The organism is Acidobacteriota bacterium (assembly GCA_028875725.1).
In the GTDB taxonomy this organism is placed as follows: domain Bacteria; phylum Acidobacteriota; class Thermoanaerobaculia; order Multivoradales; family Multivoraceae; genus Multivorans.
In genome coordinates this window covers 422933-448357 of sequence record JAPPCR010000023.1, presented here as the reverse complement: position 1 = coordinate 448357, position 25425 = coordinate 422933, and the positions used below count along the sequence as shown (strand labels likewise).

Below are 25425 nucleotides of genomic sequence, written 5' to 3'. Positions count from 1 at the left end.
CGGAACGCTCACTTCGGCTAGCGGGCCGTCCCGGCAGCAAGGGCTGCCATGCGTTCGACGGCCGCCGCCAATGACGGAAGATCCTGTTCAACGACCGTCCACACGGCCTCAACGTCGATTCCGAAGTAGTCGTGCACAAGAACGTTGCGGAAGCCCGCGATGGCGCGCCAAGGGATCTCCGGCTCCGTGGCCCGGAGAGTCTCACTGAGCCGCTGGGTCGACTCGGCAATGGTCTGCAGGTTCCGTACTACGGCATCCTGAACGAGAGTCGAACCGAAGAACTTCGAGCTATCGCCGCCGGTGTACTCCCCGATGCGCGAGATGCGGTCGCGGATGTGCTCTAGGAGCACCAGGTCGGTCCCCCTGTCCGCCTTCACAGGATCTGGGCTTCTTCCAGAATCCGGTGCCGAAGATCGGGGTGCAGACTACGCTCCGTTACCACGTCTACTCGCCGCCCCAACAGGTCCTGGACGTCCATCAGCAACGCTCCCAGGGCCAAGCCGCTCTGGCCCTTCGGCAGGGTCACGAGCAGATCCACGTCGCTCCCCTCGTCTGCGTCCCCTCGGGCCATGGAGCCGAACACGCGCACGTCCTCGAAACCGTGGCGGCCAGCAACGGCTCGTATCTCAGTCCGGTGGGATTCGATCAAGGAGTGCATGCGGGAGTCGTGCGGCCACTTCCGCTCGACCGCCCTAGCCAGCGTGTTGGCAGCGCGGTCTTGTCGGCGTGCGAGTGGGGAGGAGATCCTAGCAGCGGTCGCCGCGCGACCCGGGCGCGCATTGGGAGCCTCCGTTCTGATAGACGTTCCAATCTTCTCCCCCGGCACGAGCCCGACTTTCTCCTCGTCGGTCGGCACGCCAAGAACCGAGGCAAGGGCGGTGCCGATGCGCTCGGCGGCGGCCTCGGTTTCCCGGTCACCCGCATGTGCGTAGCGAAGGCTCATTCGAGAGCGGCTGTGGCCGAGCAGCCGCGACACGACCGGCAAGGGCACTCCCTGCATGACAGCGTGGCTCGCGAACGTGTGACGGAGATCGTGTAGACGCACCTCCTCGATCCGGGCTTCCCGCCTTACCTTGCGCCAAAGGGACAACTCCGAGGAGCGGGGCTTCGACGAGTCGGAAAGCGATGGGAAGACGAACGGGCTGCCGTTGCGCGGCTGGCGGCTGAGTATGCGCTGCGCTTGGTCGTTCAGGTACACCAAGCGTGGGCCCGTCTTGCTGTCATGTAGCCGCAGTGTGCCCTCGCTCACCTCCGACCACCTGAGCCCAACGAGCTCTCCCTTTCTGCAACCTGTAAGCAGCAGCAGGCGAATGATGTCGGCCTGTTGCCGGCCGGACTCTCGCCCCCGATGCGCACTGAGTGCCGCGCGCAAGCGCGCAACCTCGGTTCGCGAGAGGAAGCGGGTACGTAGCGGGCTCGCGTTGCGCACGATGCCACGGGCGGGGTTAGCGTCTTGGTGCCCACACGCGACAGCGTGGTTCAGGATCTGTCGTAGGACATCGAGCGTGCGGTTTGCGCCGCCGGGCGCTCTCTCGCTGTAGCGATCGAACCAAGCGTGTACATCTCCCGCCGTTATCGCGTCCAGGGGTAAGTGGCCGAAGGTCGGCAACAGCTGTGCGCCCAGGGCGCTGTCCACCCGCGCCTTTGTGGACGCTTTGCAGCGCTCGTAGCAGGCTTCCCTCCAGGGGCCCTGCACGAAGTCCCGGAAAGTCGGCATCAGCATCAGACCCCCAGCACGTTGCCCACGGCCTCGACCGCCTCAAGGACCGAGGCGTCGGCGAAGTGCGTGTAACGAAGTGTCGTTACCGGGTCGCGATGCCCCAAGAGGCGGCCGATCGTTGGAATGGTCTCACCCTGCTGGAGGGCGATGCTCGCGTAGCTGTGGCGCAGGTCGTGCAGCCGCACGTCCCGGAGATCCGCCATCTCGCGAAGTGCCCGCCAGTAGCGATGAAGCGCGTCAGAACGCATGGGCCCTGGGCGGCGCAGGGCAGGGAACACCCAACGATCGCTGCGCGGAAGGCGGCCCAGCACCTGGCGCGCCGGCGAAGACAGCCAGACCATCCTGGGTCCCGCCTTACCGTCGCGCAGGAAGAGGTGGCCTGCTCGGTAGTCACCCCATTGGAGAGTCCTGATTTCTCCTTGTCGGCAGCCGGTCAGGAGCAGCAGACGGATTGCCGCGGCGGGTCGAAGCACCGAGGCTTCTAGATCAGCCAGCGCTCCGCCAAGGCGCCGAACTTCCGGCAGAGTAAGGAACCGCTCCCGACTAGGGCACCGATAGCGCCGGATACCCGAGCAAGGATTGCTGTTCTCCGGTCGGTAACCGTAGATCTCGGCCTGACGCATGATCACCGAGAGGACGGGCAGCGCTCGATTCGCCGCCGCAGGCGTCGACCTCAGAGAAGAGAACCAGAGCTGAACGTCCTCGTGGGCGATGCCCGCGATGGGGCGCTGGTTGAACCACGGCATGATCTGGTTTCGGAGGTACGAGCGGTTTACAGCCGCCGTCCCTGGCTTCCAGGAGCGTCCGTAGCGGCGAAAGACCGTTTCTGCGACTACTTTGAAGGGCGCAGTGGAACCAAGGGCGGATTGGTCTCCCGGATTCTGCGGGTGCGACTCTGACGTGGTCGCCCGCTGGGATCTTGATCGGTGGTCTTGCATTCTGACGTCCTCCTGCTTTCATTCACTCGCGGACCGAGGGCAAGAGCCCAAGCCCAAACGGGCTAGTAGACATCAAGACCGGCACCGGAGGACTGGCTTGAAGCCGAAACCGGTTGGGCTAGCATGGCCAACCTCGCGCCACGCCGAAGCCCCAACGCCTCGCCGAAGCGCCCCTCAAGAAGAAGTCGTTTACAGGTCTGGCGTGAGCAGGAAGCTGATCGAGGTCGCGTTGCCGCTGGCTGCAATCAACGCAGCCTCCGCACGGGAGAAGTCGATACGGCACGGACATCCGTCAACCTTGCATCTATGGTGGGCGCGACGGCCCTTGGCGGCGGCGCGGGCTGTCCTCTTCGCGCAGATGGTGGATGACCCGTCGGAGTACGTTGACGTGCTGCTGTCGGATCCGGCGAAGAGCCGCGCGGCCCGAAGAGAGCTGAAGAAGCGGCGGGCTAAGGGTGGGCAGACGGACAGCGGGACCCCCACCGCCGCCGACCAGTTGGCACTGGCCGAGGTCGCGGCGGAGCTTGAACGGGAGCGGTTGTTCGGGATTCTCAGAGAACTCGTGAAGTGGGAGAACACGACCAACGAGGAGCTCTTGGAGCAGGCAAGGGGCGAGATCTGGCTGAGCTGGCGGCGCACCTGCGCGGAGAACGCAGATCATCCGCAGGCGAAGGAACTGTTCGACCGCCACAAGCTGCCGGCATTCCACGATCCGTTCGCCGGCGGAGGTGCGCTACCGCTGGAAGCCCAGCGGCTGGGCCTTGAGGCACATGCAAGCGACCTAAACCCGGTGGCCGTGCTGATCTGCAAAGCGATGCTCGAGATCCCGCCGAAGTTCGCCGCCTGGCCGCCGGTGAACCCCGAGTCGAAGAGTGATTCGACGCTCGTTGCGAGTCAATGGTCCGGTGCGCAGGGTCTGGCAGAGGACGTGCGCTACTACGGCCGCTGGATGCGGGAAGAGGCCCAGAAACGGATTGGGCATCTCTATCCGCAGGTTGAGATCACATCGGAGGTGGTCCAGGAACGGCCCGACTTGGTGCAGTACCAAGGTCGAAGACTGAACGTGATCGCTTGGCTGTGGGCGCGAACGGTGAGGAGTCCGAACCCCGCATACGCCGACGAAGAGGTGCCGCTCGTCTCGACGTTCATGCTGTCCACGAAGAAGGGGAAGGAAGCGTACGTCGACCCCATGATCGAGGGCCGGGGCTACCGTTTCGCGGTCAAAGCCGGGCTACCGGCGGACAGAGAGACTACGAAGTCGGGGACCAAACTCTCCCGCGGGACGTTCCGTTGCCTCATGTCGGGCACACCGATCGGTGGAGACCACATCAAGGCCGAAGGCCAGGCTGGCCGGATGGGTGCCCGGTTGATGGCTGTGGTCGCGGAAGGCGACCGCGGCCGCGTCTACCTCAAACCCATGGGGGAACATGTGGGAGCACCGGCAAAGGCACGCCCTGCGTGGATCCCGGAGGGTGATGTCCCGGCTCGGCTAACGGGAGGAACGTGCGTACCTTACGGGCTAACTACTTGGGCGGACCTCTTCACCCCCCGCCAGCTCGTCGCCCTGACGACTTTCTCCGACCTAGTCGGGGAGGCGACGGAGCGCGTTCGCCTCGACGCGGCGGCCGCCGGTCTTCCCAACGACGGCCGACCACTGCGCGACGGCGGCACCGGTGCGACCGCGTATGCCGAGGCGGTAGGGGTGTATCTTGGGGTAGCGCTCAGTCGGCTCTCGGACATCTGCAATGCGCTATGTCGTTGGGAGGTCACGAAGACCCAGGTTCGAAATCTGTTCGGACGGCAAGCAATCCCCATGATCTGGGACTTTGCCGAGAACAACGTCTTTGGCGGCTTCGCAGGTGACTACATGGTCAGCCTCGAGAACATGGTCAAGGCGCTGGAGAGGCTGCCATCCTCTGGGAGAGGATCAGCGAAGCAGGGGAGCGCTCAAGCAAGCTCGCTCTTTGGTGGGCCCGCCCGAACGATCTCGACGGACCCGCCGTACTACGACAACATCGGCTACGCGGACCTATCGGACTTCTTCTATGTCTGGCTCCGACGTTCACTAGGACCGATCTTCCCCGACTTGTTCTCGACCATGGCTGTGCCGAAGGTCGAGGAGCTCATCGCTAGCCCCTACCGTCACGGCGGCAAGCAGCAGGCGGAGGAGTTCTTCCTCGACGGCATGACGCAGGCCATGAAGCGGCTCGTCGAGCAGGCGCATCCCAGCTCCCCCGTAACGATCTACTACGCCTTCAAGCAGTCCGAAACGAAGAGGGAGACCGGCACCGTCAGCACGGGATGGGAGACGTTCCTAGACGCGGTGATGCGCTCCGGGTTCGCCATCACCGGCACTTGGCCTGTGCGTACGGAACTCTTGAACAAGATCGGAATGGGTGCCAACCTCCTCGCGTCCAGCATCGTCCTCGTCTGTCGGCCACGCCCGGCCGATGCTCCGCTCGCCACTCGTCGTGAGCTTCTGGCCGCACTACGCGCCGAACTCCCCCGTGCTCTTCGCCTCCTGCAATCCGGCAACGTCGCCCCTGTCGACCTCGCCCAGGCGGCCATCGGCCCCGGCATGGCCGTTTACACACGCTACGCCCTGTCGCGGAGCGGTGAGCGGTTCGCGGCTAGTCCTCGTGGGGAGCGTCCCCGTTTTCAGCCGGTGGGAGTGGCGGACCGCGAGGCTTCACCAAGATGGCGTGTCGGCCGCGGCGGTGTGAGGGTGGTGCCCTTCTACCGAGCAAGTGGACGGGCAACCGTGAGTGGCAGAGTAGTCGGTCGCAAGCTGCGCCGAAGCCCGAGTGGAAACTGCCGGGTCCACGAGTTCAAGGCCCTCAGAGTCGCCACCCGGCGTCGGCCTACCGGAAGTGCCTCTGCCGCGCGCCGTGACTCGCTTCTTGCGGCTGCTGGTGAACGTGCGGCTGGCGTGGGCAACATGGTAGGTTGCCGACCTTTGGCCAACCGACCGACCCGTGCCGATTACACTCAAAGACAGGAACGCGCCCGCTCTAGTCACAGTTTGGCTGGGTAACGTCTTGGCGTACGTTCTCGTGGCGTACACGAGCTTTGAGGTGAGGAGTTTGGCTGAGGTATGGCAGACGCTTAGTGAGGCCCGGGCTGACTTGCTACCGCTCAGCGTGTTGGTGCTACTCGTCGGAGTGTTGAGCGAAGTCGTAAGCACCGAGACAAAGACGAGATTGGTGTTCTGGAGATGGCGGCACGCCTTGCCGGGGTGTCGAGCGTTCACTAAGCACATGGGTGCCGACCCCAGAATCGACCGCGATGCGTTGCTAGAACACCAAAGTCCCCTGCCTACCGACCCCTCTGCGCAGAACGCCCTTTGGTATCGCTGGTACCACGAGTTACAGGACGATGATCGGGTGAGGCAGATTCACCGGACGTATCTTCTCTCTCGCGATTGGACTTCGGCGGCAGTATTGATTCTCGCCGTGGGTGGCCCAATGGCGCTACTCCGGGCGGAGCGGTTGCAGCCAGCCTTGTGGTACCTGTCGGCTCTACTGTTCCAGTACTTGCTAGTCTCTAGCGCTGCGCGCAACTCGGGGATCAGGCTAGTGCAGACAGTCTTGGCCTGCAAGGCTTCGTCGGAAGTGGCACGGGTGGCTAGGAACTAGGAGAAACAGCGACGTGAGTGATTTTCTTGAGATCGACTTCCTCGAAGTTGGTGACAAGGGTAGCGGTGACGCGATAGCCGTGCGTCACCGGCAGAATGGTGTCGACTACGTCTACGTTGTGGACGGTGGCTACGAAGCGGATGGGGAGAAGCTTGTCAGCCACATCCGCACGTACTACACCGCCGATCGCGTAGATCACGTTGTCCTCACGCATCCGGACAGGGACCATGCTGCGGGTCTCGAGACAGTCTTGGAAGAACTCCAAGTCGGAACTCTTTGGATGAACCGCCCGTGGGTGCATGTCGACGCTCTGATGCCGAAGTTCGAGCGCTACCAGGATAGGGACCGGCTCATAGGCCGGCTTCGGCGTGATTTCCCAAACGTTGCAAAGCTAGAAGCGCTTGCCATCGAGAGGGGAATCCTGATCCAGGATGCGTTACAGGAAACGGAGGTCGGAGTCTTCACCGTCCTGGCGCCGGCCTACGGTACGTACTTAGACTTGGTCGTCGCATCGGAGAAGACACCCGTTCCTGCTTCTAAGACGCTTTCAGCGACAGACGGGGTTCTCTTGAGTGCCGCTTGGGGTGAAGAGAACCTGAAAGGGGACACCGAAGGAACTAGCTCTGAGAACGAGAGTAGTGTCGTCCAGTTCGCTCAGACGTGCAATTGGAAGATCCTGCTTACGGGGGATGCAGGCGTTGGCGCGCTGACGGAGGCCTATGAGGCGGCTCTGGAACTTGGGAAGCCAGTCACGTCGCTCAACGTCTTCCAGGTACCCCATCATGGCTCCCGGAGAAACGTGTCGTCGGATGTGCTCGACAAGTGGCTCGGGGCTAAGCTCCCTGAGGAGGCCCAGTCCCCGAAGTACCGCGCCATCGTGTCTGCAAATCGGAATGACCCTGATCATCCGAAGAAGGCCGTGGTTCGCGCGATGATCCACCGCGGTCGGCGTGTTTTTCGGACAGAAGGCACGCTATGTAGCTCGACGGGTGACGCGCCGCAGCGGGAAGGGTGGTCTCCCGCGACTCCGCTGACCTATCCGACGGATATGGAGGACTGAGCTGTCGATGTGGGTTGCGGCTCGCGCTGGCTGGCGAAGGAGTCCGCTTGCATCGTAGACGTTCCCGCCTACTCCCCCCGCTGCAACACCGGATAGAACTGCGTGAACACATTGTCGGTCGCCGCATGCTCCGCGTGACAGTCGTAGCACCGGTCCTTCGGGAACGCTGACGCCGACTCCCTCAGCCCTCCGGACCGGTCGCGGAAGCTGAGGTAGGCCCAGCCTTCGGGGTAGCGCTCGCTGTCCTTGACCGCGACCTCCATCCCGAGGAAGTCCTTCTCGAAGTAGCCGGCCTGGTTGATGGACTCGCGGGAGCCGGGGCGGAAGATGTCCATGGGGAGCATGGTTCCCTCGGGGAACTCGCCGGTCGCCATGAAGTAGCGGTAGGCCTCCGGCTGGATGTAGACGTTGGTGAAGGCGCCCGGGCCTTCGCGCTCGGCGGCGTCTTCGTTGTAGCTGAGGCCGAGGGAGGCGCCTACGAAGATCCAGGTGCGGTAGCCGTCGGGGCGGATGAGGTCCCCGGCGGCGGTGTACGTGGGGACGGCCATGCCGTCTAGCGACGGCTTGGCGTCGTCCGACTGTTGGGCAACGGCGACGAAGGCCGCGATCAGGAGGATGAGGGCTGCTGCGATGGCGATGTTGCGCACAGGCGGTCAGGCCCAGCTCAGGTCGTGCTTCGAGATCGGCAGCGACCGGATCCGCTTGCCGGTGACGGCGAAGATCGCGTTGCACAGGGCCGGCGGGACCGGCGGCAGCGCGGGCTCACCCAGGCCGGTGGGCTGGTTGTCGCTCATCACCCAGTGCACCTCCACCGGCGGCGCCTGGTCGATGCGGAGCAGCTTGAAGTTGTGGAAGTTGCTCTCGTTCGTGCGGCCGCGGTCGAAGGTGATCTCCTGGTCGAGCGCCTGGCCGAGGCCGTCTAGCGCCGCCCCCTGGACCTGGTTGACGGCGTTGCTCGGGTTGACGAGCTGCCGGCCGACGTCGCCGGCGACCCAGATCCTGTCGACGCCGAGTTCACCCTCCTTGCTGACGGTGGCCTGGACGACTTCGGCGAAGTAGCCGCGGTGGCTGAAGTGGAACGCGACGCCCTGGCCGGTGCCCTCGGGCAGGTCCGCCTTGGCCCAACCCGACTTGTCGCGCACGAGTTCGAGCACGGCCTTCATCCTCTGCGGATCGAACGCGGTCCTGGTCCCGGCCGGAGCCGAGTCGAGCAGGTCGAGCCGGAACTGGAGCGGGTCCTTGCCGGCCTCCGCCGCCAGTTCGTCGATGAACGACTGGACGACGAAGGAGATCGCGTTGCTGGTCGGAGCGCGCAGAGCCCCGGTCGGGATGCCGAGCGGCATCTTCGACGCCTGGAGCGCGAAGTTCGGTACGAAGCCCTGCGGGAACTCGTTCGGCATCATCTCGGCGCTCGGGGCGAACCGCCGGCCCTCGCCGAAGCTGACGAAGTGGTCGCGCCACGCTGTCAGGTTGCCGGCCTCGTCGAGACCGCCCTGCAGATAGTGGTAGCCGCCGGGGCGGAAGTAGTCGAAACGCGTGTCGTCCTCGCGGTTCCACACCAGCTTGACCGGAACTCCCGCCTGCCGCGCGATCAGCGCCGCCTCGAGCATGTAGTCCCAGTACAGGCGCCTCCCGAAGCCCCCTCCCATCCGGGTCAGGTGGATCGTGATCCTGTCGTCGGGAATGCCCAGCGCCTTGGCCAGGTCTCCGCGCGCGAACTGTGGAGTCTGGATCGGCGCCCACATCTCGAGCCCGCCATCGTGGAAGTGTGCGGTCGTGTTCTGCGGCTCGAGCGGCGCATGGGCGAGGAAGGGGTACTGGTAGGCGGCCTTGACCGTCTTCGCCGCGGAGGCCAGGGCGCCGGCCGCGTCGCCGTCGTTCCTGAGATCCTGTTCCGGCGCCTGCTTCGACAGCTCCTCGGCCTGCCGGTCGAACGCTGCGGTGCTCTGGGACGCGGTCGGGCCCTCGTCCCAGGTGACCTCCAGCTTGCCTCGGGCCTCGTTGATCAGCCACCAGGAGTCGCCGACGATGGCGATGCCGTTTGGCAGCCCGACCTGAAACATCGAGGGCGCGGGCGCGGCCTGAGCGGTCGAGTCGACGACGAAGGCGTCAACAACACCGGGCGACGCCTTGACCGCGTCGAGATTGGCGCTCTTCACCTTGCCGCCGTGGACCCGGCACTTCTCGAACACGGCGTACTTCATGCCGGGCACGGTGACGTCGATGCCGAAGAGCGGCTTGCCGGTGACGATCTGCGGGTTGTCGACGCCGGGGACTTCCTGGCCGATGATCCTGAAGTCCTTCGCGTCCTTGAGCGGGACGGTCCGGGGATTCGGCGGCTCGATCCCGGCCGCGGCGCTCGCCAGCTCGCCGTAGGAGAGCGACTTGTTCTTGAAGTGGACGGCGCCGGCCTCGGTGGTGCACTTCTCGGGCTTCGTCTTCCACTCCTTCGCCGCGGCTTCGACGAGCATGGCGCGGGCGGCGGCGCCCACGCGGCGCATCGACTCGTAGTGCATCGGCGTGGCCATGCTGCCGCCGGCCATCTGGCCGCGGTACTTCGTCGCGTCGAAGTCCGCCTGCTCGACGCGCACCTGGCTCCAGGGGATGTCGAGCTCTTCGGCGATGAGCATCGGCAGCATCGTCTTGACGCCCTGACCGATCTCGGGGTTCTGGGCCATGATCGTCGCGATGCCGTCCGGCGTCAGGCGGATGAACGCGTTGAGCGCCGTCTCCGCATCGGCGGTGGCGGCAAAGGCGCCGCGCGCGCCGTCCAGCGGGAAGCGGGCTCCGAGGAGCATGCCGCCGCCGGCCAGGGCGGTGACGTGAAGGAAGCCGCGCCGGGAGAGGTTGCCTGTCTTGTCCACGGCGTTCATGCCTCACTCCCTCCCGCTCCCGTGGCCGTCTCGTGGCTGGTGGCCGGTGGACCCTGCGCGATGTCCGCGGCGCGGTGGATGGCGGCGCGGATGCGGATGTAGGTCGCGCAGCGGCAGATGTTCCCGCTCATCGCTTCGTCGATGTCGCCGTCAGTGGGCTGCGGGTTGCTCGCGAGGAGCGCCGACGCCGACATGATCTGGCCGGCCTGGCAGTAGCCGCACTGCGGTACGTCGATCTCCTGCCAGGCGAGCTGCACGGGATGGGCGCCGTCCTCGGACAGGCCCTCGATCGTCGTGATCTCCTTGCCCTCGGCCCGCGAGACCGGCATGCGGCAACTGCGCTCCGGCTCGCCGTCGACATGCACGGTGCAGGCCCCGCAGAAGGACCGGCCGCAGCCGAACTTCGTGCCCTTGAGGTCGAGTTCGTCGCGGAGGACCCAGAGCAGGGGCATCTCCGGCGGCGCATCGACCGTCGTCGACTTGCCATTCAGCGTGAAGGCGATCGCCATGTTCGTTCTCCTCGAGGGCCGTTGCGGGGCGGCGACTTACTGGCTGGTCATACAGTGAATGAAACGGGGGGTGAGGTCAAGTGCCGGCAGACTCCGGTGCTAGCGTGCCGGCGACATGAGCAGCTTCCAGCAGATCGCCGATTTCCGGGACGAGTGCGACTGCCTCGCCGAGGTCCTGGATCCGCTCGCGGACGCCGACTTCGAGCGGGCCACCCTGTTCAAGGGGTGGACACTCCACGACGTCGTCGCGCATCTCCACATCTTCAACTACGCCGCTGACGCCTCGTACCACGATCAGTCCGCCTTCGACGGCTTCAAGCAGTTCATGGCCGAGCGCCGCGGCCGGCTCAACCTCCGCGAGCTGACGGACGAGTGGTTCGAGGGCAAGCGCAACCGCGCGGTCTACGACGTCTGGCGCGAGTACTACCCGCGGATGTGCGATCGGCTGGACGGGGTCGATCCGAGGAAGCGCGTGGAGTGGTTCGGCCCGCCGATGAGCGTGCGCAGCTCGGTCACCGCCCGGCAGATGGAGACCTGGGCACACGGCCAGGAGGTCTTCGACGTGCTGGGACTCGACCGTGACGAGACGGACCGGATCCGGAACATCGCCTTCCTGGGGTTCAACACCTTCGGCTGGACCTACGCGGTGCGCGGCCTGGAGGTGCCTGGCGTCGTGCCGGCGCTCGAGCTGACCGCGCCGTCCGGCGAGGTCTGGACCTGGAACGCGGACGAAACGACGAACCGGATCAGCGGCTCCGCGGTCGAGTTCGCCCAGGTGGTCACGCAGGTCCGCAACATCGCCGACACGTCGCTCGACGTTATGGGGCCGGTCGCCACCGAGTGGATGAGCATGGCGCAGTGCTTCGCCGGCGGGCCCGAGACGCCGCCGGCGCCGGGCACGCGGCACAAGGCGGGGCTTCAGGGGGTCGCTGGGAAGTTCTCGGACGACTTCTTCGCCGAAGGGAGAGAGCAGCCAGAGATGCAGTCCCGGCCGGCTTTGGACGACGCTTTCGACTGATCTGCATCCGGGCGCATCCGAGTGCAGCCGGCGGACAATCGTCGCCGTTCGCGGTAAACTGCGCGGCTTGGCCGCTACCGCTGGGAGGTCGTCTAACGGTAGGACATGCGGCTCTGGACCGTAGAATCGGGGTTCGAATCCCTGCCTCCCAGCCACTAGCGCCCGCGTCAGCACACGGAGACAAGAGTCGCCGCCTCTCATCACCGGGTCCACCACGCCGTCCTCCGGAGTTCCCGCGTGGAGGAGTTGCTGCGATGGTCGCGCCGCGGTCGCCTAAACCGGTGCGCGGAGTGCTATTCTGCACCAATAGTATGACTGAGAGCGTTCCTGGAGGCAGTATGGCCACTATCCGAAAGACGATCACCCTGACGGACCTGCAGGACCAGTGGATCAAGGCGCGAATTGCCGCAGGCCACTTCACCACCGACAGCGAGTACATCCGCGATCTGATTCGCCGCGACCGCGAACGGCGGGTCGACTTCGAGTCGCTTCAGGCAGCCGTGCAGGAAGGCATCGACAGTGGTCCAAGCGAGAAGACGGTGCCTTCCATCATGGAAGAAGTCGAGGCGCGGCTTCGAAGCGATGGGCGTCTATAGGCTCTCCCGCAAGGCCGCCTCCGACATCGAGGACATCTACACCTACACGATCGAGCAGCACGGACTTGCCGCTGCGAGGAAGTACCTCGACGGCCTCCATTCCTGCTTCGAGCTTCTTGCGGAGTACCCGATGCTCGGCCGCCGCGCCGACCGGATAGCGCCGGGAGTGAGACGTCATGAGTACCAGGCTCACGTCGTCTTCTACGTGCAGCGCAAAGCGACCGTTCGCATCGCTCGCGTGCTGCACGCTCGAATGGACGTGCCTCGCCGCTACCGCAGGCTCACGTAGTCAAGAGAAGCGCTACACGCCCTCGACGATCACGACGTCCGTGTTGGTCGACTGGCTGAGCTTCTCTCTCAGGTCGGCGAAGTCGGCCCCGTCCTGCCATTCCTTGGCCTGTTCGACGCTGTCGAACTCGACGATGACGAGACGATCGGGCTTCCAGTCGCCACGGATGGCCTCGGCGGCGCCGCCGCGCACCAGGTAGCGGCCGCCGTGGGCCTCGACGACCGCCGGCACCTCCTCCAGAGCGCGGTTGTAGGCGGCTTCATCTTTCACTTGAACACTGATGATCGCGTATCCAGCCATGGTGGGGCCTCCTGGGCGTGGGTTGAGTGTCAGGGTAGCGCGAACACGAACAGGTTGTTGCCCGAGCTGGGCCGTAGCTCCGGCGTGAGTCCGGAGAGCAGGGCCGCCGACCGGTTGCCCGTGCTGGCCGCGACGTACTGGCGTCCGTCGACGGCGTAGGTGATCGGGAAGCCGGTCACGGGCGAGCCGAGGTTGATCTCCCAGAGGCTCTCGCCGGTCTCATCGTCCAGGGACCGGAACCGGCCGTTGCCGTCGCCGACGAAGACCAGGCCGCCGCCGGTCACGAAGAGCGACATCAGGCCGGCCCGCTGCTCGTACGTCCATAGCGACTTGCCCGTTTCGGCGGACACGGCATGGACGGATCCGCTCAGGTCGGTGCCGGGCGCGATCTGGTGCTCGGCGTCCAGGGCGTAGATCTGGAGGCGGCCGGAGCGGGTCGCCGTCATCAGGGCGCAGGAGTTGCGCATCGGCACGTACATCGCGTTGGTCAGCGGACTGTAGGCGCCCGCCTGCCAGTCCTTGCCGCCGATGTAGGTGGGGCAGACGTAGGCCTGCTGGCCAAGTTCCCGGAACACGACTTCCGAGTTCTCGGTGACCGCGCCGGTGGCGCCGTCGATCATGCTGATCACGTTCTGGCGGATCGTCGGCCGCGCCCACAGGAACTCGCCGGTCTCGCGGTCGAGGGTGTAGACGACGCCCGTCTTGCCGGGGATGCCGGTGATCACCTTGCGCGTCTCGCCCGGTTCGAGGCGGGGGTTGATCCAGTCGACTTCGTCGGCGTCGGGCGCGACCGCAGTGTCGACCAGGAGGCGCTCGAAGGGGTGGTCGAGGTCCCAGTGGTCGTTGAGATGCTGGTAGTGCCAGGCGATCTCGCCGCTGTTCGCATCGAGCGCGAGCGTGGAGTTGTGGTACAGGTGCTTGAGATCCCTGCCGCCGAGCAGGAACTTCGGCGCCGGCGACGTCACCGAGGTGCCGATGTAGATCAGTTCCAGGCCCGGGTCGTAGCTCGGCACCATCCAGGTACCGACGTGAGTACGGTCCTCGAACGGCGTGTCGCCCCAGGTCTCGTCGCCCGGCTCGCCGGGAGCGGGCACCGTGCGGCGCCGCCAGAGTTCGGCCCCGGTCTCCGCGTCGTGAGCCACGATGACGCAGGCGTCGGGACCGCCGCGGGGCAGGCAACTGCGGCCGGAGATGACCTTGCCGTCGGCGATGATCGGGCCGGAGCTCTGCATCGCCGGCTGCGTCTTGTAGTCGAGGATCATCGTCTCCCAGACCAGCTCGCCCGTCACGGCGTCGAGCGCGAAGACGAAGTCGTCGACGCTGGTGTCGATGATCAGGCCGCCGTGGATCGCGATGTTCCGGTTGTTCGCAGCGAGGCCGCCGACCTGCTGGAGGATGTTGGCCGGGTGCTCCCGGCGGTACTCCCAGATGAGGTCTCCGCTCACCGCGTCGATGGCCTGGATGACGTCGATGGGGTTCGGCATGTACAGCACGCCGTCGTAGGCGAGCGGCGTCCCCTGCTGGCGGCCCTCGCTCAGGCCGCGGGACCAGACCATGCGCAGCTTGCCGACGTTCTCGGGCGTGACCTGGTCGAGCGGGCTGTAGCCCCAGCCGTCGAGCGTCCGGCGCCACATCAGCCAGTCGTCGTCGCTCGGGTTCTGGAGCATGGCGTCGGTGACCGGGACGAACTCGCCGCGTTGGGATGCTTGAGTCGGCTGGGCTTCGGCGCCGGGAGCGCCGGGCACCGTCATGAGAAGGGCGGCAAGGAGTGCCGTCCGCAGGAAGAGGTCTCGCTGAGTCACGGAAGGTGCGACTCTAGCGCGGAAACTTCACCGCGCGCCGAAGACGGTCTGTCCGCTGCCATGCCCTTCGTGACTGAGAGCGACAGCTCGCTCCGCGGAGCCACACCCGGCAGCAGCGAACCGCTCAAACCGGTGGCGATTCAGTTCAGCGGGCAATTCGAGCAAGACACCCGCATCACGCGAGGCTTTGGCCCAATCCAGGAGCAAGCCGTACTGCCGCTGCTCCTGAAGGCCTCCAAACCACTGCATCCCCTCTGCGGAGACGACACAGACGACATTGGCGAGATCGCACGGACCCACACAGCCGGAGATCGTCAGTTGCACCGACTTGTTGAGCTTTTCGTCCTTCCACTGCTGCTTGATCCAGTCGCGAGGGACCGGCTTGAACCCCCTGTCCGTCTGACCGCAGCAACAGCCTTCGCATAACACGATCTGCCCGAGAACACGCCGTCGGGCCGTTCCCAGTGGTTCGCATCTGTTGAGCTTCTCGCGGATGCGTTGGGTCTGAGCGTTCATGGCCGTCGAAGTCCTTGTCTGGCTCACTCAGGGACTCGTGCCATCCGGTCCTGGAGTCGAACTGACGTCCCAAGCGAACGCGCTCTCCGTCGCAGATACTGCACGGCAATGACCACGGATGTCACCGAGAAGATGAAGATACCGCTACAAAGGAAGATCATCACTAGGTCCCAGGAAGGTCGGCTATTGATCAACAAGGTGAAGTCCAACGTGTGCATCCCCTTGTATATCCACCGTTCCAGCCGGCGCCTGTCGGTGAGGCGATCGAGAATCTCGCCGGTGGACAGGTCGATATGAAACCATGTGGACTCAGGATCATCGAACTCGACTCGCAGAGTTGGCAGCGGGCGGTGCCGGTTGTGATGGGAGTAGTAGTAGACGTCGTAACTGTCCAACTGCTGCCAATTCAGGATGCTGCTACCGGGAATCAGCTTGGCGATGCGGCCATGGACTTTCTGTTCCAGCGATTCCGTCTCGCCCGGAGCGGGCACGTACTGGACTTCCTGTCTGGAGCCATGCAGAGAGACATGGGACTTGCCGCCAATCCAGTGCCATGCGATCTCCTTGACGGGAAAAGGCGCACCCTGTCGGATCAGTTGCCGAACCTCCTGGGCCTCGGAGTACGCGGGAGATGACCGCGAGGTGCCCTCCTGCTGCTGGTAGCGCTGTTTCTGTTCGGAGAAACTGCTGCTGGATTCGAATACGCCCCAGGGCCCCACCGACATCAGGCCGCTCAGCAGGAATGTCAGCAGGACCACCGAGGCCAGCAGGCCCAGGATGTGGTGATACCTGGTCATGCCCTGATAGGGCGAACAGGAGCCGTCCCGGTAGCGGGGCCTCAGTCGCAGGCGCGTGAGACCGATGATCGCGCCGGTGATCACCGAGATCAGGCCCGCCAGGGAAAGGACGATGATGACGTGCTCCCAGACGCCGCGGTGCTCGCGTAGCTGCACCGGGTAGATCCAGTGCAGATTCGAGCCCATCCAGTTCCAGATGCGCTCGCCGCGCCGGGTGTCGCGTACGACCTGGCCGGTCAACGACGACACGTACAGCTCAGTGCCCATGCCGTCGTCGACCGACACCCGGTGCAGTGGCCGGTAGGGGTGCAGGCCATCGGACACGGACCACTGGTCCATGTGCAGCTGCTCCAGATGCTCGCCCGTTACGGCTTTCCCGGAATCGTGCCCGGAACGTTGCGCCCTGGAGAAGCCGACTGCCGCCGCCACGGCCGCCTCCGCGGGCAGTCGGGCAATGGCCGCACCGGTATCGGCGTACATGCCCCTCCATGAGGCGCCTTCCACCTTCAGCAGATAGACGGGCCGCTCCGCGCTGCTGGTCAGTAGCAGTCGCTCGATTTGGGCGTCGGCACCGGCGAGAGCGAGCGGCCCTTCAGGAGCAACGTTGATGCGGTCGGCAACGAGTGGTTCAAGCCCGGCGTAGTGCTCGTCCCTGGTCAGTTCAGGGAAACCGACGTACATCATCACGACGCCGCTGATGCACCACATGGCGAGGAAACCGCACATGGCGATACCCAGCCACCGGTGGCTGACGTAGAGCAGCCTTCTAAGGCTCATCGGCGGCCCTGAAGGGCACCGCGCGCTAACGCGGCCTAGAAGAAGTCATAGTCCAGCGTCAGGCTGACAGTGCGGGGCTTGCCGAGAAGCCAGGTGTTTGGCCAGTAGTACGCGGAAACGGCGTAAAGCTCATCGAAGACGTTGTCGAGGCGCAGGGCAACCGAAAGGTCGGGGTTGAAGCGCCAGCGGGCAGACGCATCGACGACTGTGTACGAGGGAATCGGGTTGTCGGGATGAGCGCGTTCGCCGACATACCGGCCATCGGCCGATAGCTGCAGCTTGCCCAGAGGAGCCCACACGAGACCCAGGTTGAAGGTCTCCTCGGGCACCTCCCTTGGTGTCTCACCGGTATCGGTCTCCGCATCCAGAACGGTCCCAGTGGCCATCAACGTGAAGTCATCGGTCAGCCCATATGTGAGGTTGAACTCCACACCCTGGGAAGTCTGCTCCGGAATGATGATCAAGTCATCGGGATTGAGGGAACTCGGATCATCCTCGATCAGGTTGTTCTTGACGATGTCGAACAGGGCCACGCCCCAGGACAAACGCTCGTCCGCGAGTCGTTGCTTGATGCCGACCTCGACCTGCTCACTCCTGATGAAATCCAGCTCCCGGTTGCTAACCCTGGTTTGCACGATACTGTTGCTCGGGTGGGTCGCGCCGGTAGTGTATTGGCCGTAGAGCACCGTGTTGTCGCTAACGTCGAAGGTCAGTCCTGCCCGCCCTGTCAAGGCGTCCACGCTCTGATCAAAAACCGGCGGGTTGCTGATGTCGTTGTAGTCCGTTTCAACATCCTCGTGGCGCAGGCCCACCACCAGTGTCAGTGCTCTGGTGAGGCCGATCTGGCTCTCGGCAAAGACCGCCATCTGGGCAACGTCGGAGATGATCTCCGTCCGGTGCATCGCCGCGGTGATATCGGTGAACACACCGGGGTCGAAGTTGAAGGCGTCAACGACGTCAAAATCGTTGACCCAATCGACTCCATTGGGGTTCGCGCCGCCGAAGTTGGTTGCCCTCGCAAAGGTCAGATCGTTCGTCTCGAAGCCCGCAGAGGTCTTCATCTTGCGGTCGTCATTGCCGGCATCGAACACGAAGTTGGTGCGGAATCCGTCATGCTCTATGTCATGAGCGATCACCAGAGGCGATTCCCGTCTGACCGTGGCGGCGGCTCGATCGTACTGGTAGTAGTCAAGCGTCTTCCAGAGACGATCGCTGTTCAGACGGTACAGCTCTGACTGCATGGACAGGCGTTCGCTGATGTTCCAGTTGGCCTTGATCCGGGCAGAGTTGTCCTGGTAGCGAATCCTCCCGTCGTTGACGTCGTAGTTGCTTGTCACCAGTTCAGTGGGCACATCTCCGTTGACCAGGGGTATCCCGAAGTACCGCATGGGCTCCTGGTCGCCATGGTCGTATCGGCCTGTTAGCGAGAAATCGTCCGTGACCTGCCACAGCAACGAGGCGGAGATCATCTCGGCTTCGCTGTCGCCCCTGTCCACCCAGTTGTCAGACTGGTTGTTGCTGTAGTCAAGCCGGTAAGCGAGGTTGTCGGCGAGACCGCCGGTCAGCCCGAGCCCGAGGAAACGGGTGTCATTCTCACCGACAGAGACACGCATGTCCCCGGCGTGTTCCTGCTGCGGTCGTTTGGGGATGACGTTGTACGCGCCGCCGATTCCGCCTTCACCGTACAGTACGGAGGCGGGTCCCTTCAGTACTTCGATTCGCTCGATGCCCCAGGTGTCGAAGGGAAAGGTGATGGTGTTGAATGCGTTGTAGTAGCTGGAGCCGTCGAACATCTTGGTGACAGTCCCCTGACCACGAAAGCCCCTGGCGGCCATGTTCTGGCCACCGTTGCCCGGGTGCCCGTCATTCGTGAAACCGGCGGAGCGAGTCACGGCCTCCATCACGGTCGTATCGAGGCGCTCACGAATCGCGTCGCCGTCAATGATGTCGATTGTTGCCGGAGTTTCCAGGACAGTCAGCTCCAGCCGACTGCCGGTCTCGCTGGCGGTGTTGAGGGGCTTGCCGTAGACAGTGATCTCATCACTCACGCTGTCCTCGGCTTCGGCCTCTCCACGACCACCCTCGCTCGCTCCCTCGCCGGACGCGGCGTCATCCTGGGCGCCGAGCCCTGCTGTCGTGGCCAAAGTAGCGATCAAGAGCGCCGGTAGTAGCTGGAGCAGGTCGAGTGGGTTACGTGTTAGCTGCACTAGGGCTTTCTCCTCTGATCTGGTTTTGTTGTCTTGCACTTGCCGCGGATCCCGGCGCAACCCCGCGTTGGGTTGATTTCAACCACTGCGGGGAGGACGGGAGGGGAGCGATCAGGCGGTGGCGACTTCCACCGCTCCTGGGCGACCGTCACGCCGCATCGGCACACCCATCGCAGGTTCCGAGCAACACCACCTCGTGTCCGGTCATCTGAAACCCGCCTGGAAGCAGGTCCTCGAGGCCCTCGACGCAACCGAAGAGGTCGAACGCGCGGTCGCAGCTCGAGCAGAGAAAGTGATGGTGGTGCTCGCGGTCCCTGGGCTCGTACCGCAGCCCGCCGCCCAGCACCTCGACCGCCTCCAGCGTGCCTTCCTCAACACCCCGTTGGAGAGCGCGGTACACCGTGGCGAGACCGACGCCCGTTCCGCTCAGGCGGCTCCACAGTTCCCTGGCGGACAGGGGACCGTCCGCTTCGTCAAGGGCGCTGAGGACGGTCTGCTGCTGCCTGGCTCTTCGCATGGGGAGAGACGATAATCGATTCTCAGTTCTTGTCAAGCTTCCCGGCCGCGGATTCTCGTCCTTCCATGCGAAGGCGCCGGCGCACCCAGTGCGTCGGCCGTCCTAGCGCGGTGCGGAGAGGCGCACTTCCGCCTCGGCCTCCTCGTCGCCGCGGAGCAGGCTCACCGTGACCGAGTCGCCCGGCTGCTGCCGTTCCAGCAGCGCCCGGATGTCGCTGACCGACTGAACCGGCTGGCCTTCGATCGCGGTGATCACGTCGCCGAGGACGATGCCCTGTCGCGTGCGCCGGGTGGGGCGGAGCCCCGCGCGGTCTGCGCCGGAGTTCCGGACGACTTCCAGGACCAGTACACCGTCCACTTGCGGCCGCACACGGGCACCCTCCACCAGGGAGACCCCGAGCTGCGGACGGTTGACGCGGCCGTGGGCTATGAGCTCCGGCACAACCCAGTTCACCGTGTCGACCGGAATCGCGAAGCCGATACCGGCCCAGGCGCCGCCGGACGACACGATCTGCGTGTTGACGCCGATCAGCCGTCCGCTCGAGTCGAGGAGCGGACCGCCGGAGTTGCCCGGGTTGATCGCGGCGTCGGTCTGGATGACCCCCTGGAGCTCGCGTCGGCCGATTGACAGAACCTCGCGGTCGAGTGCGCTGATCACGCCGGTGGTCAGCGTGTAGTCGAGGCCGAACGGGTTGCCGATCGCCAGTACCGACTGGCCGACCTGCAGGTCGCTCGACGAGCCGACCGGGATGGGCCGCAGCGTCTCCGCCGGCGCCTCGATTCGGAGCACTGCGAGATCCATCTCCTCGTCTTGTCCGACGAACGTGGCGGGCCAGGTCGTCTGGTCGTGGAGGGTGACCTGGTAGGTATCGGCGTTCCCGATCACGTGGAAGTTCGTGACGACGTGGCCTCTGTCGTCCCACAGGAAGCCGCTTCCCGTGCCGTCCTGGACGCGGTCGAAGCGACGTCCCAGAAAGTCGACCCGACTCTGCCTGGCCAGTGTCGTGATGTAGACGACCGACGGCTGCGTCTCGCGGAACAGGTTGACCGTCGCGCGTTCCTCGGGGAGCAGCCCCGAACTTGGCGTCACGCGCCGGGGCTGGCCCTGGCTCTCCGCCTGGAGCACGTTGCCCTGCCAGCGGGAGCCCACCAGGAAGGCAAGAGCGGCCAGCACGAGCAGGCCCGCCGTCGTGGCGATTCGCGGCCGTTGGGTGGGGCCGGCTGAGGGTGCGCGGGCCATGGGACAAAACTAACAGGCGGCGGGCAGGAGTTGTTCCGCCCCCGGCTACACTGGCCGCATGATCCTCACAGACAAGAGAGTGTCCAGGACGTCGTTCGAGGCCGGCACGGGCTGGGCTCTCAAACCAGAGGGCGCCTGCAAAGGTTCAGCCTGCGTGCCTCTCTTCGATCGCGCTCCGGCGTCGTCGGGCCCGATCGACGGGCTTGCCGTTGCCGAGGCGATCGGTCTGCCGGTCGTACATGACGAGGAGCACGGCGTGTGGGCGCTGGGCCCCGAGTCGCTCGGGTCGCGGGCGATCGTGTCGGCCGAGGACGCGGACTTCGAACTGCCGGATCTCGACGGGAAGCCGTTCAGGCTCTCGAGCCTGCGCGGGCGGAAGGTCGTTGTCTACGCCTGGGCGCCCTACTGAGGGTGCTCGGCCCACCTGCCCGGGTGGCAGGCGTTGCGCGACGAGCTTCATCCGCAGGGCTTCGAACTGGTCACGGTCGGTCTCGACACGTTGGGGGCCGAGGGCTGCCGCGCCTTCATCGAGGCCGCGAAGCCGAAGCATCCCTCCCTGGTCGATCGCCACCACCTGCTGGCCAGGGTCTTCGGCGTGATCAACATCCCCAGCTCGGTCTGGATCGACGAGTCGGGCACGATCGTGCGGCCCGCGGAGGCCGCGCCGGCGCCGCCGGCGGGCGCCCCGCCGAAGCTGGGGTCTCGCTCCCCGATTCCCGGTCGCTTCGGCGAGATGCTGCAGGAAGCGGCGAAGATCCCGGCCGACACCGATGCCTACCACCTCGCGCTGCGCGATTGGGTGGAGAAAGGCGCAGCGAGTCGATTCGCGCTGTCGCCGGAAGAAGTCGTTGAGCGATCGCGGCCGCGCGACGCGGATGTGTCCCTCGGACATGCCCACTTCGAGCTCGCCTCGCACCTGGAGCTCAAGGGTCACCACGACGCGGCGATTCGCCACTTCCGCGAGGCGCACCGCCTGGTACCCGACAGTTGGTCGTTCCGCAGGCAGGCCTGGTCGCTCGAAGGTGGCGCCGAGGGTCCGTTTGCGCGGTTCTGGCAGGGCCCGAGCGAGGATGACCCGGAGGCATGGCCCTACGAGGGGGACTGGCTCAGCGACATCCGCGCGGAGGGTCCGGAGAACTACGCCGAGCGGTTCGAGCCCTGACTGCATGCGCCGTCTTGCCGGCGGCGCTACCATCCGCCAACGTGATGCAAGTCGAGGCGGACTCCAGTCTCATCGCAGCGTTGGAGCGCCGTCGCCGACAGTGGCGCGACGTCAACGGCACCGCTCGGCTCTGGTCCCGCGACGGCTCGCTCTGGACCGATTCGGGCGAGGAGGAGTGGCTCGGCTGGCTGGACGTTGAACGGCTGGGCCGGCTGACGCTCGTCGACGCCAGTGGCAAACGCGCCGATACGGAGGCCGCGAAGCTCGCCGGGCACCTCGCCGGCCCGCCATTCGAACGCTGCCTGCTGCTCGGCATGGGCGGCTCGGCGCTCGGCGCCGACCTGCTGTGGCAGGCGCTGCCGGGGCAGGTCGACGCGGAGTTCATCGTCCTCGACACGACGGACCCTCGGGAGATCGCCCGCGCGCTCTACGGAGTCGACCCGGTGAACCTTCGGGTCATCGCCGCGTCCAAGTCGGGCGGCACGCTCGAGACGAAGCTGGCGTTCGAACTGCTGCTGGACCGGTTGGGCGATGCGGCTTCCGTTTCCGCGCTGGCGATCACCGATCCCGGTTCGGCGCTGGAAACGCGCGCCCGGGACGCTGGTGCGCGGGTCGTCTTCGGCCACCCGGACATCGGCGGTCGGTTCTCCGTGCTCTCCGCGTTCGGTCTTGTGCCGGCCGCGGTTGCCGGGATCGAAAGCGAACCGCTGCTCGCGAGCGCACGGCGAATGGCCGCCGCCTGCCGCCGGTCGGACGATGGTGACGAGACGAACGCCGGCGTCGAACTGGGCCTGCTGCTCGCCGCGGCGCACGACTGCGGCCGCGACAAGCTCTACCTCCACGCGCCGGACGGTTGCTCGGAGATGGTCGGTTGGGTGGAGCAGCTCCTCGCGGAATCGCTCGGCAAGGGTGACGTGCTGCTGCTGCCGGTGGCGGCGGCCGGCTTGCCGGCGGAGCCGAGCGCCGACCGACTCGACATCGTGCTCGGAAGCGGTGCGAGCCACGGTGCACCGGCACACGCGCCGCAGGCACACATCGGGGCCGACGTCGCCGCCGACCTCGGCGGCGAGTTCTTCCGCTGGCAGTTCGCCACGGCGGTGGCCGGCGCACTGCTGGGCGTCAACCCCTTCGACCAGCCGGACGTGGAGTCGTCCAAGGTCGTTACCCGGCGCTACGTCGAGCGGATCAGGGCAGGTGACACGACCGAGCCCAGCGGCGTCGTCCGATTGGGGGACGTCAGTGCGCTCGGCCTGGCCGAAGTCTTGGGTACCCACGTCGCGACGTTTCCCGAGGGGGGCTACGCCGTCGTCTCGGCCTACCTGGACCGGAGCGGCCCGAACGAGGAGTTGCTCCAGACGCTGCGCCGGCGCATCGCCGGTGCGACAGGCGGCGCGTCCGCTCTCGGTTTCGGGCCGAGCTTTCTCCACTCCACGGGCCAGGCCCACAAGGGCGGCCCGAACCGTGGCCTGTTCCTCCAGATCACTGCGGAGCCGCCGGCTGCGGACATCCCGGTCCCCGGGGAAAGCCTGACCTTCGGCCAGGTCCAGCTCGCTCAGGCGTGGGGCGACTACGAGGTGTTGGTGGAGCGAAAGCGCCGAGTGCTCGCGGTTCACCTCGACGGCGATGTCGGAGCGGGGCTGCGACGGCTCGTTGAGGCCGTCGGATAGCGGAGCCGGCCCGTCTTCCCGGCCGCCTTCGGCGGCAGCCGGCGAGGGCGCCGGCGCACCCAGTGTTAGCGGCGGCCGCGTGGCCGGGCCGCCGGCTTGCCCATCAACTCGTCGAGCCCGACGTTGAACTCGGCGACGATGCGGATCAGGACGTCGAGGCTGACGCGGAGCTCATCCCGCTCGATTCGGGAAAGATCGGACGCCGGGATGCCGACCCGCTCGGCCAGCGCCGGCTGCGTCAGCTTGTTCTTGCGCCGCAGGCGTCGGATCCGGTGGCCCATGAGCTGGACCTGCTGGACTGTCGCTTCCTGGCTCATCGCTCCAATCTCCGAGACTTCGGGAATTCTAGCGGTGCAGGCGGTTCGGGCTGCTCGGCCTGCGATCAGACCGACGTCCGGAGATTCTCGTTCGCGGCGATCTGCGCGCCGCGTGCCTTGTAGCGTTCCCGGCGCTCCTTGCTGAAGCTGTCGACCTCGTCCTTCGGCACGCCGTAGGCGACTCCGCGATCCACGCCCGGGCGGGCTCGAACGCGCTTCAGCCAGTCGACCACGGCGGGCTGGGTCGTGATGTCGACCTTCGCCCACTTGTACGCCCGGATCCAGGGGAAGACGGAGATATCGGCGACCGTGAAGTCGTCCCCGCAGATGTAGGGGTGCTTCTCGAACCGGCGGCCGAGAATCGCCACCAGCCGCAGCGACTCCCTGCCGAATCGTTCCAGCGGATGGGCCTTCTGTTCATCGGGAATGTCGATGTAACGCGTGTAGCTCAGCTTGTTGCCGAAGGCCGGGCCGAGATTGGCGGCCTGCCAGTAGAGCCAGGGAAGGACGTCCCAGCGCCGCTCGTCCGTCGGGAAGAGCGGGGTCGGGTACTTCTCGCCGAGGTACTGCAGGATGGCGCAGCTCTCCATGACGGCGCGGCCGTCATCCACCAGGGCCGGCATCTTCTGGTTCGGGTTGATCGCGGTGAACTCGGGCGTGAACTGGTCGCCGGCCGAGAGGTCGACCATGTGGATGCGCGTCTCGGGCAGTTCGACTCCCGCCTCGCGCAGCTCCTCGAGCATGATCGAGATCTTCCAGCCGTTGGGCGTGGCGCTGAAGTAAACGTCGAGAGCCATTCGTTCCTAGCCTCCGTCCAGACCGGCCACGACGGCGTCGATGCCGTCGCCTCTCAGGCCCCGCTTCATTGCGGAGAACGCGTTGGCGTCGAGTTCGGCCAACTGCGCGGCCCGCTCGAGGGCGGCGTCGCGCAGCTCGCCGGCGGGTGCTACGGCGTCGACGAAACCGGCATCGCGCGCGCCCTCGGCGTCGTACATCCTCGCGGTCAGGGCGGCTAGCGTCAGGGCGCGCTTGGAGAGCCGATCCCTGGCCAGCAGCCAGGCGAACGGCGGCAGCGTTCTGCCGATCGCGACCTCGTTCAGCCCGAACCGGAAGTCGCCGTCAGCGGCCAGTCGGTGGTCGCCGGTGAGCACGCAGAGCGCGCCGAGCGCGATGGCGTGGCCGCTGGCCGCGACGACCAGGGGTTGCGGCCATCCGTACAGGCGCATCATCAGACGCGCTCCGGCGAGTCCCATCGCGCGGGCTTCCGCCGGGCCGGCATCGCGAAACACGTTGAGGTCGAAGCCGCCGGAGAACAGGCCGGGCCGGCCGGTCAGGACGACGGCTTTGGCATCGTCCGCGGCACGGTCGAGCTGGGCGTTCACGGCGGCGATCATGGGCGGTCCGAAGACGTTCGCCTTGCCGTCGTCCATCGTGATCAGGGCCACGTCGCCGATCTGCTCGTAGGTGGTCGGTTCAGTCATCCATC

Annotated in this window: 23 protein-coding genes and 1 tRNA gene; 8 read left to right on the top strand and 16 right to left on the bottom strand. The window is 65.8% G+C overall.

The window, feature by feature from the left end:
• Positions 1–17 precede the first annotated feature (17 nt).
• From OXI49_17495 to OXI49_17485, 3 genes are read right to left on the bottom strand one after another with little or no spacing between them, the layout of a single operon-like run.
• Entirely contained in the window at positions 18–377 is a 360-nt protein-coding gene (locus OXI49_17495; protein ID MDE2692296.1) for a DUF86 domain-containing protein, read from the bottom strand.
• Positions 374–1717, bottom strand: coding sequence for a tyrosine-type recombinase/integrase (locus OXI49_17490; GenBank protein ID MDE2692295.1), 1344 nt, complete (start codon positions 1715–1717; stop codon positions 374–376). The genes OXI49_17495 and OXI49_17490 overlap by 4 nt, the downstream gene beginning before the upstream one ends.
• A gap of 5 nt (positions 1718–1722) precedes the next feature.
• Complete coding sequence (locus tag OXI49_17485) at positions 1723–2343, bottom strand: site-specific integrase (protein MDE2692294.1); 621 nt, start codon at positions 2341–2343, stop codon at positions 1723–1725.
• A 517-nt stretch (positions 2344–2860) separates the two neighbouring features.
• On the opposite strand from OXI49_17485, the gene OXI49_17480 reads away from it, so the two are divergent.
• Complete coding sequence (locus OXI49_17480; protein ID MDE2692293.1) at positions 2861–5692, top strand: DUF1156 domain-containing protein; 2832 nt, start codon at positions 2861–2863, stop codon at positions 5690–5692.
• A gap of 614 nt (positions 5693–6306) precedes the next feature.
• Entirely contained in the window at positions 6307–7353 is a 1047-nt protein-coding gene (locus tag OXI49_17475; protein ID MDE2692292.1) for an MBL fold metallo-hydrolase, read from the top strand.
• Positions 7354–7421: 68 nt separating this feature from the next.
• Here OXI49_17475 and OXI49_17470 read toward each other — a convergent pair whose 3' ends face one another.
• The 3 genes from OXI49_17470 to OXI49_17460 are packed head-to-tail and all read right to left on the bottom strand — an operon-like array spanning position 7422 to position 10735.
• Positions 7422–8000 carry a cytochrome P460 family protein gene (locus OXI49_17470; protein MDE2692291.1) on the bottom strand — a complete coding sequence of 193 codons (579 nt, stop codon included), beginning with the start codon at positions 7998–8000 and terminating at the stop codon, positions 7422–7424.
• 6 nt (positions 8001–8006) lie between these two features.
• Positions 8007–10226, bottom strand: a complete 2220-nt coding sequence (locus OXI49_17465) for a molybdopterin-dependent oxidoreductase (GenBank protein ID MDE2692290.1) — start codon at positions 10224–10226, stop codon at positions 8007–8009.
• Entirely contained in the window at positions 10223–10735 is a 513-nt protein-coding gene (locus OXI49_17460) for a (2Fe-2S)-binding protein (protein MDE2692289.1), read from the bottom strand. The genes OXI49_17465 and OXI49_17460 overlap by 4 nt, the downstream gene beginning before the upstream one ends.
• Before the next feature lie 115 nt (positions 10736–10850).
• Here OXI49_17460 and OXI49_17455 point away from each other — a divergent pair, with 115 nt between their 5' ends.
• The 4 genes from OXI49_17455 to OXI49_17440 all read left to right on the top strand — a co-directional run bounded on the left by OXI49_17455 (position 10851) and on the right by OXI49_17440 (position 12638).
• Positions 10851–11753, top strand: a complete 903-nt coding sequence (locus OXI49_17455) for a TIGR03084 family metal-binding protein (protein ID MDE2692288.1) — start codon at positions 10851–10853, stop codon at positions 11751–11753.
• Positions 11754–11834: 81 nt separating this feature from the next.
• Positions 11835–11908 (top strand) — tRNA-Gln (locus OXI49_17450).
• A gap of 183 nt (positions 11909–12091) precedes the next feature.
• Entirely contained in the window at positions 12092–12349 is a 258-nt protein-coding gene (locus OXI49_17445; protein MDE2692287.1) for a type II toxin-antitoxin system ParD family antitoxin, read from the top strand.
• A complete protein-coding gene (locus OXI49_17440) occupies positions 12336–12638 on the top strand; it encodes a type II toxin-antitoxin system RelE/ParE family toxin (protein MDE2692286.1) in 303 nt (100 codons plus the stop codon). The genes OXI49_17445 and OXI49_17440 overlap by 14 nt, the downstream gene beginning before the upstream one ends.
• A 12-nt stretch (positions 12639–12650) precedes the next feature.
• Here OXI49_17440 and OXI49_17435 read toward each other — a convergent pair whose 3' ends face one another.
• The 7 genes from OXI49_17435 to OXI49_17405 all read right to left on the bottom strand — a co-directional run bounded on the left by OXI49_17435 (position 12651) and on the right by OXI49_17405 (position 20793).
• Positions 12651–12938, bottom strand: a complete 288-nt coding sequence (locus tag OXI49_17435; GenBank protein MDE2692285.1) for a DUF1330 domain-containing protein — start codon at positions 12936–12938, stop codon at positions 12651–12653.
• Between the two features lie 29 nt (positions 12939–12967).
• A complete protein-coding gene (locus OXI49_17430; protein MDE2692284.1) occupies positions 12968–14740 on the bottom strand; it encodes a PQQ-binding-like beta-propeller repeat protein in 1773 nt (590 codons plus the stop codon).
• A gap of 27 nt (positions 14741–14767) precedes the next feature.
• Entirely contained in the window at positions 14768–15256 is a 489-nt protein-coding gene (locus tag OXI49_17425) for a (2Fe-2S) ferredoxin domain-containing protein (protein MDE2692283.1), read from the bottom strand.
• A 23-nt stretch (positions 15257–15279) separates the two neighbouring features.
• Positions 15280–16830: a PepSY domain-containing protein gene (locus OXI49_17420; GenBank protein MDE2692282.1), complete on the bottom strand. Its 1551-nt coding sequence runs from the start codon at positions 16828–16830 to the stop codon at positions 15280–15282.
• Positions 16831–16865: 35 nt separating this feature from the next.
• The gene (locus OXI49_17415) at positions 16866–19037 is read right to left on the bottom strand and encodes a TonB-dependent receptor (protein MDE2692281.1); all 2172 of its coding nucleotides are present in this window, start codon (positions 19035–19037) and stop codon (positions 16866–16868) included.
• 148 nt (positions 19038–19185) lie between these two features.
• Entirely contained in the window at positions 19186–19554 is a 369-nt protein-coding gene (locus tag OXI49_17410) for a transcriptional repressor (GenBank protein ID MDE2692280.1), read from the bottom strand.
• Between the two features lie 102 nt (positions 19555–19656).
• Positions 19657–20793, bottom strand: a complete 1137-nt coding sequence (locus OXI49_17405) for a trypsin-like peptidase domain-containing protein (GenBank protein MDE2692279.1) — start codon at positions 20791–20793, stop codon at positions 19657–19659.
• A 58-nt stretch (positions 20794–20851) separates the two neighbouring features.
• On the opposite strand from OXI49_17405, the gene OXI49_17400 reads away from it, so the two are divergent.
• Complete coding sequence (locus OXI49_17400) at positions 20852–21955, top strand: ResA-like WAxxUGC motif-containing protein (GenBank protein MDE2692278.1); 1104 nt, start codon at positions 20852–20854, stop codon at positions 21953–21955.
• A 44-nt stretch (positions 21956–21999) separates the two neighbouring features.
• The gene (locus OXI49_17395; GenBank protein ID MDE2692277.1) at positions 22000–23622 is read left to right on the top strand and encodes a hypothetical protein; all 1623 of its coding nucleotides are present in this window, start codon (positions 22000–22002) and stop codon (positions 23620–23622) included.
• 65 nt (positions 23623–23687) lie between these two features.
• On the opposite strand, the gene OXI49_17390 is transcribed toward OXI49_17395, so the two are convergent.
• From OXI49_17390 to OXI49_17380, 3 genes are all read right to left on the bottom strand, one after another.
• Positions 23688–23939 (bottom strand): helix-turn-helix transcriptional regulator, encoded by a 252-nt coding sequence (locus tag OXI49_17390; protein MDE2692276.1) that lies wholly within the window; start codon positions 23937–23939, stop codon positions 23688–23690.
• Between the two features lie 65 nt (positions 23940–24004).
• The gene (locus OXI49_17385) at positions 24005–24736 is read right to left on the bottom strand and encodes a glutathione S-transferase N-terminal domain-containing protein (protein MDE2692275.1); all 732 of its coding nucleotides are present in this window, start codon (positions 24734–24736) and stop codon (positions 24005–24007) included.
• A 6-nt stretch (positions 24737–24742) separates the two neighbouring features.
• Positions 24743–25420 (bottom strand): crotonase/enoyl-CoA hydratase family protein, encoded by a 678-nt coding sequence (locus OXI49_17380; GenBank protein MDE2692274.1) that lies wholly within the window; start codon positions 25418–25420, stop codon positions 24743–24745.
• Positions 25421–25425 lie beyond the last annotated feature (5 nt).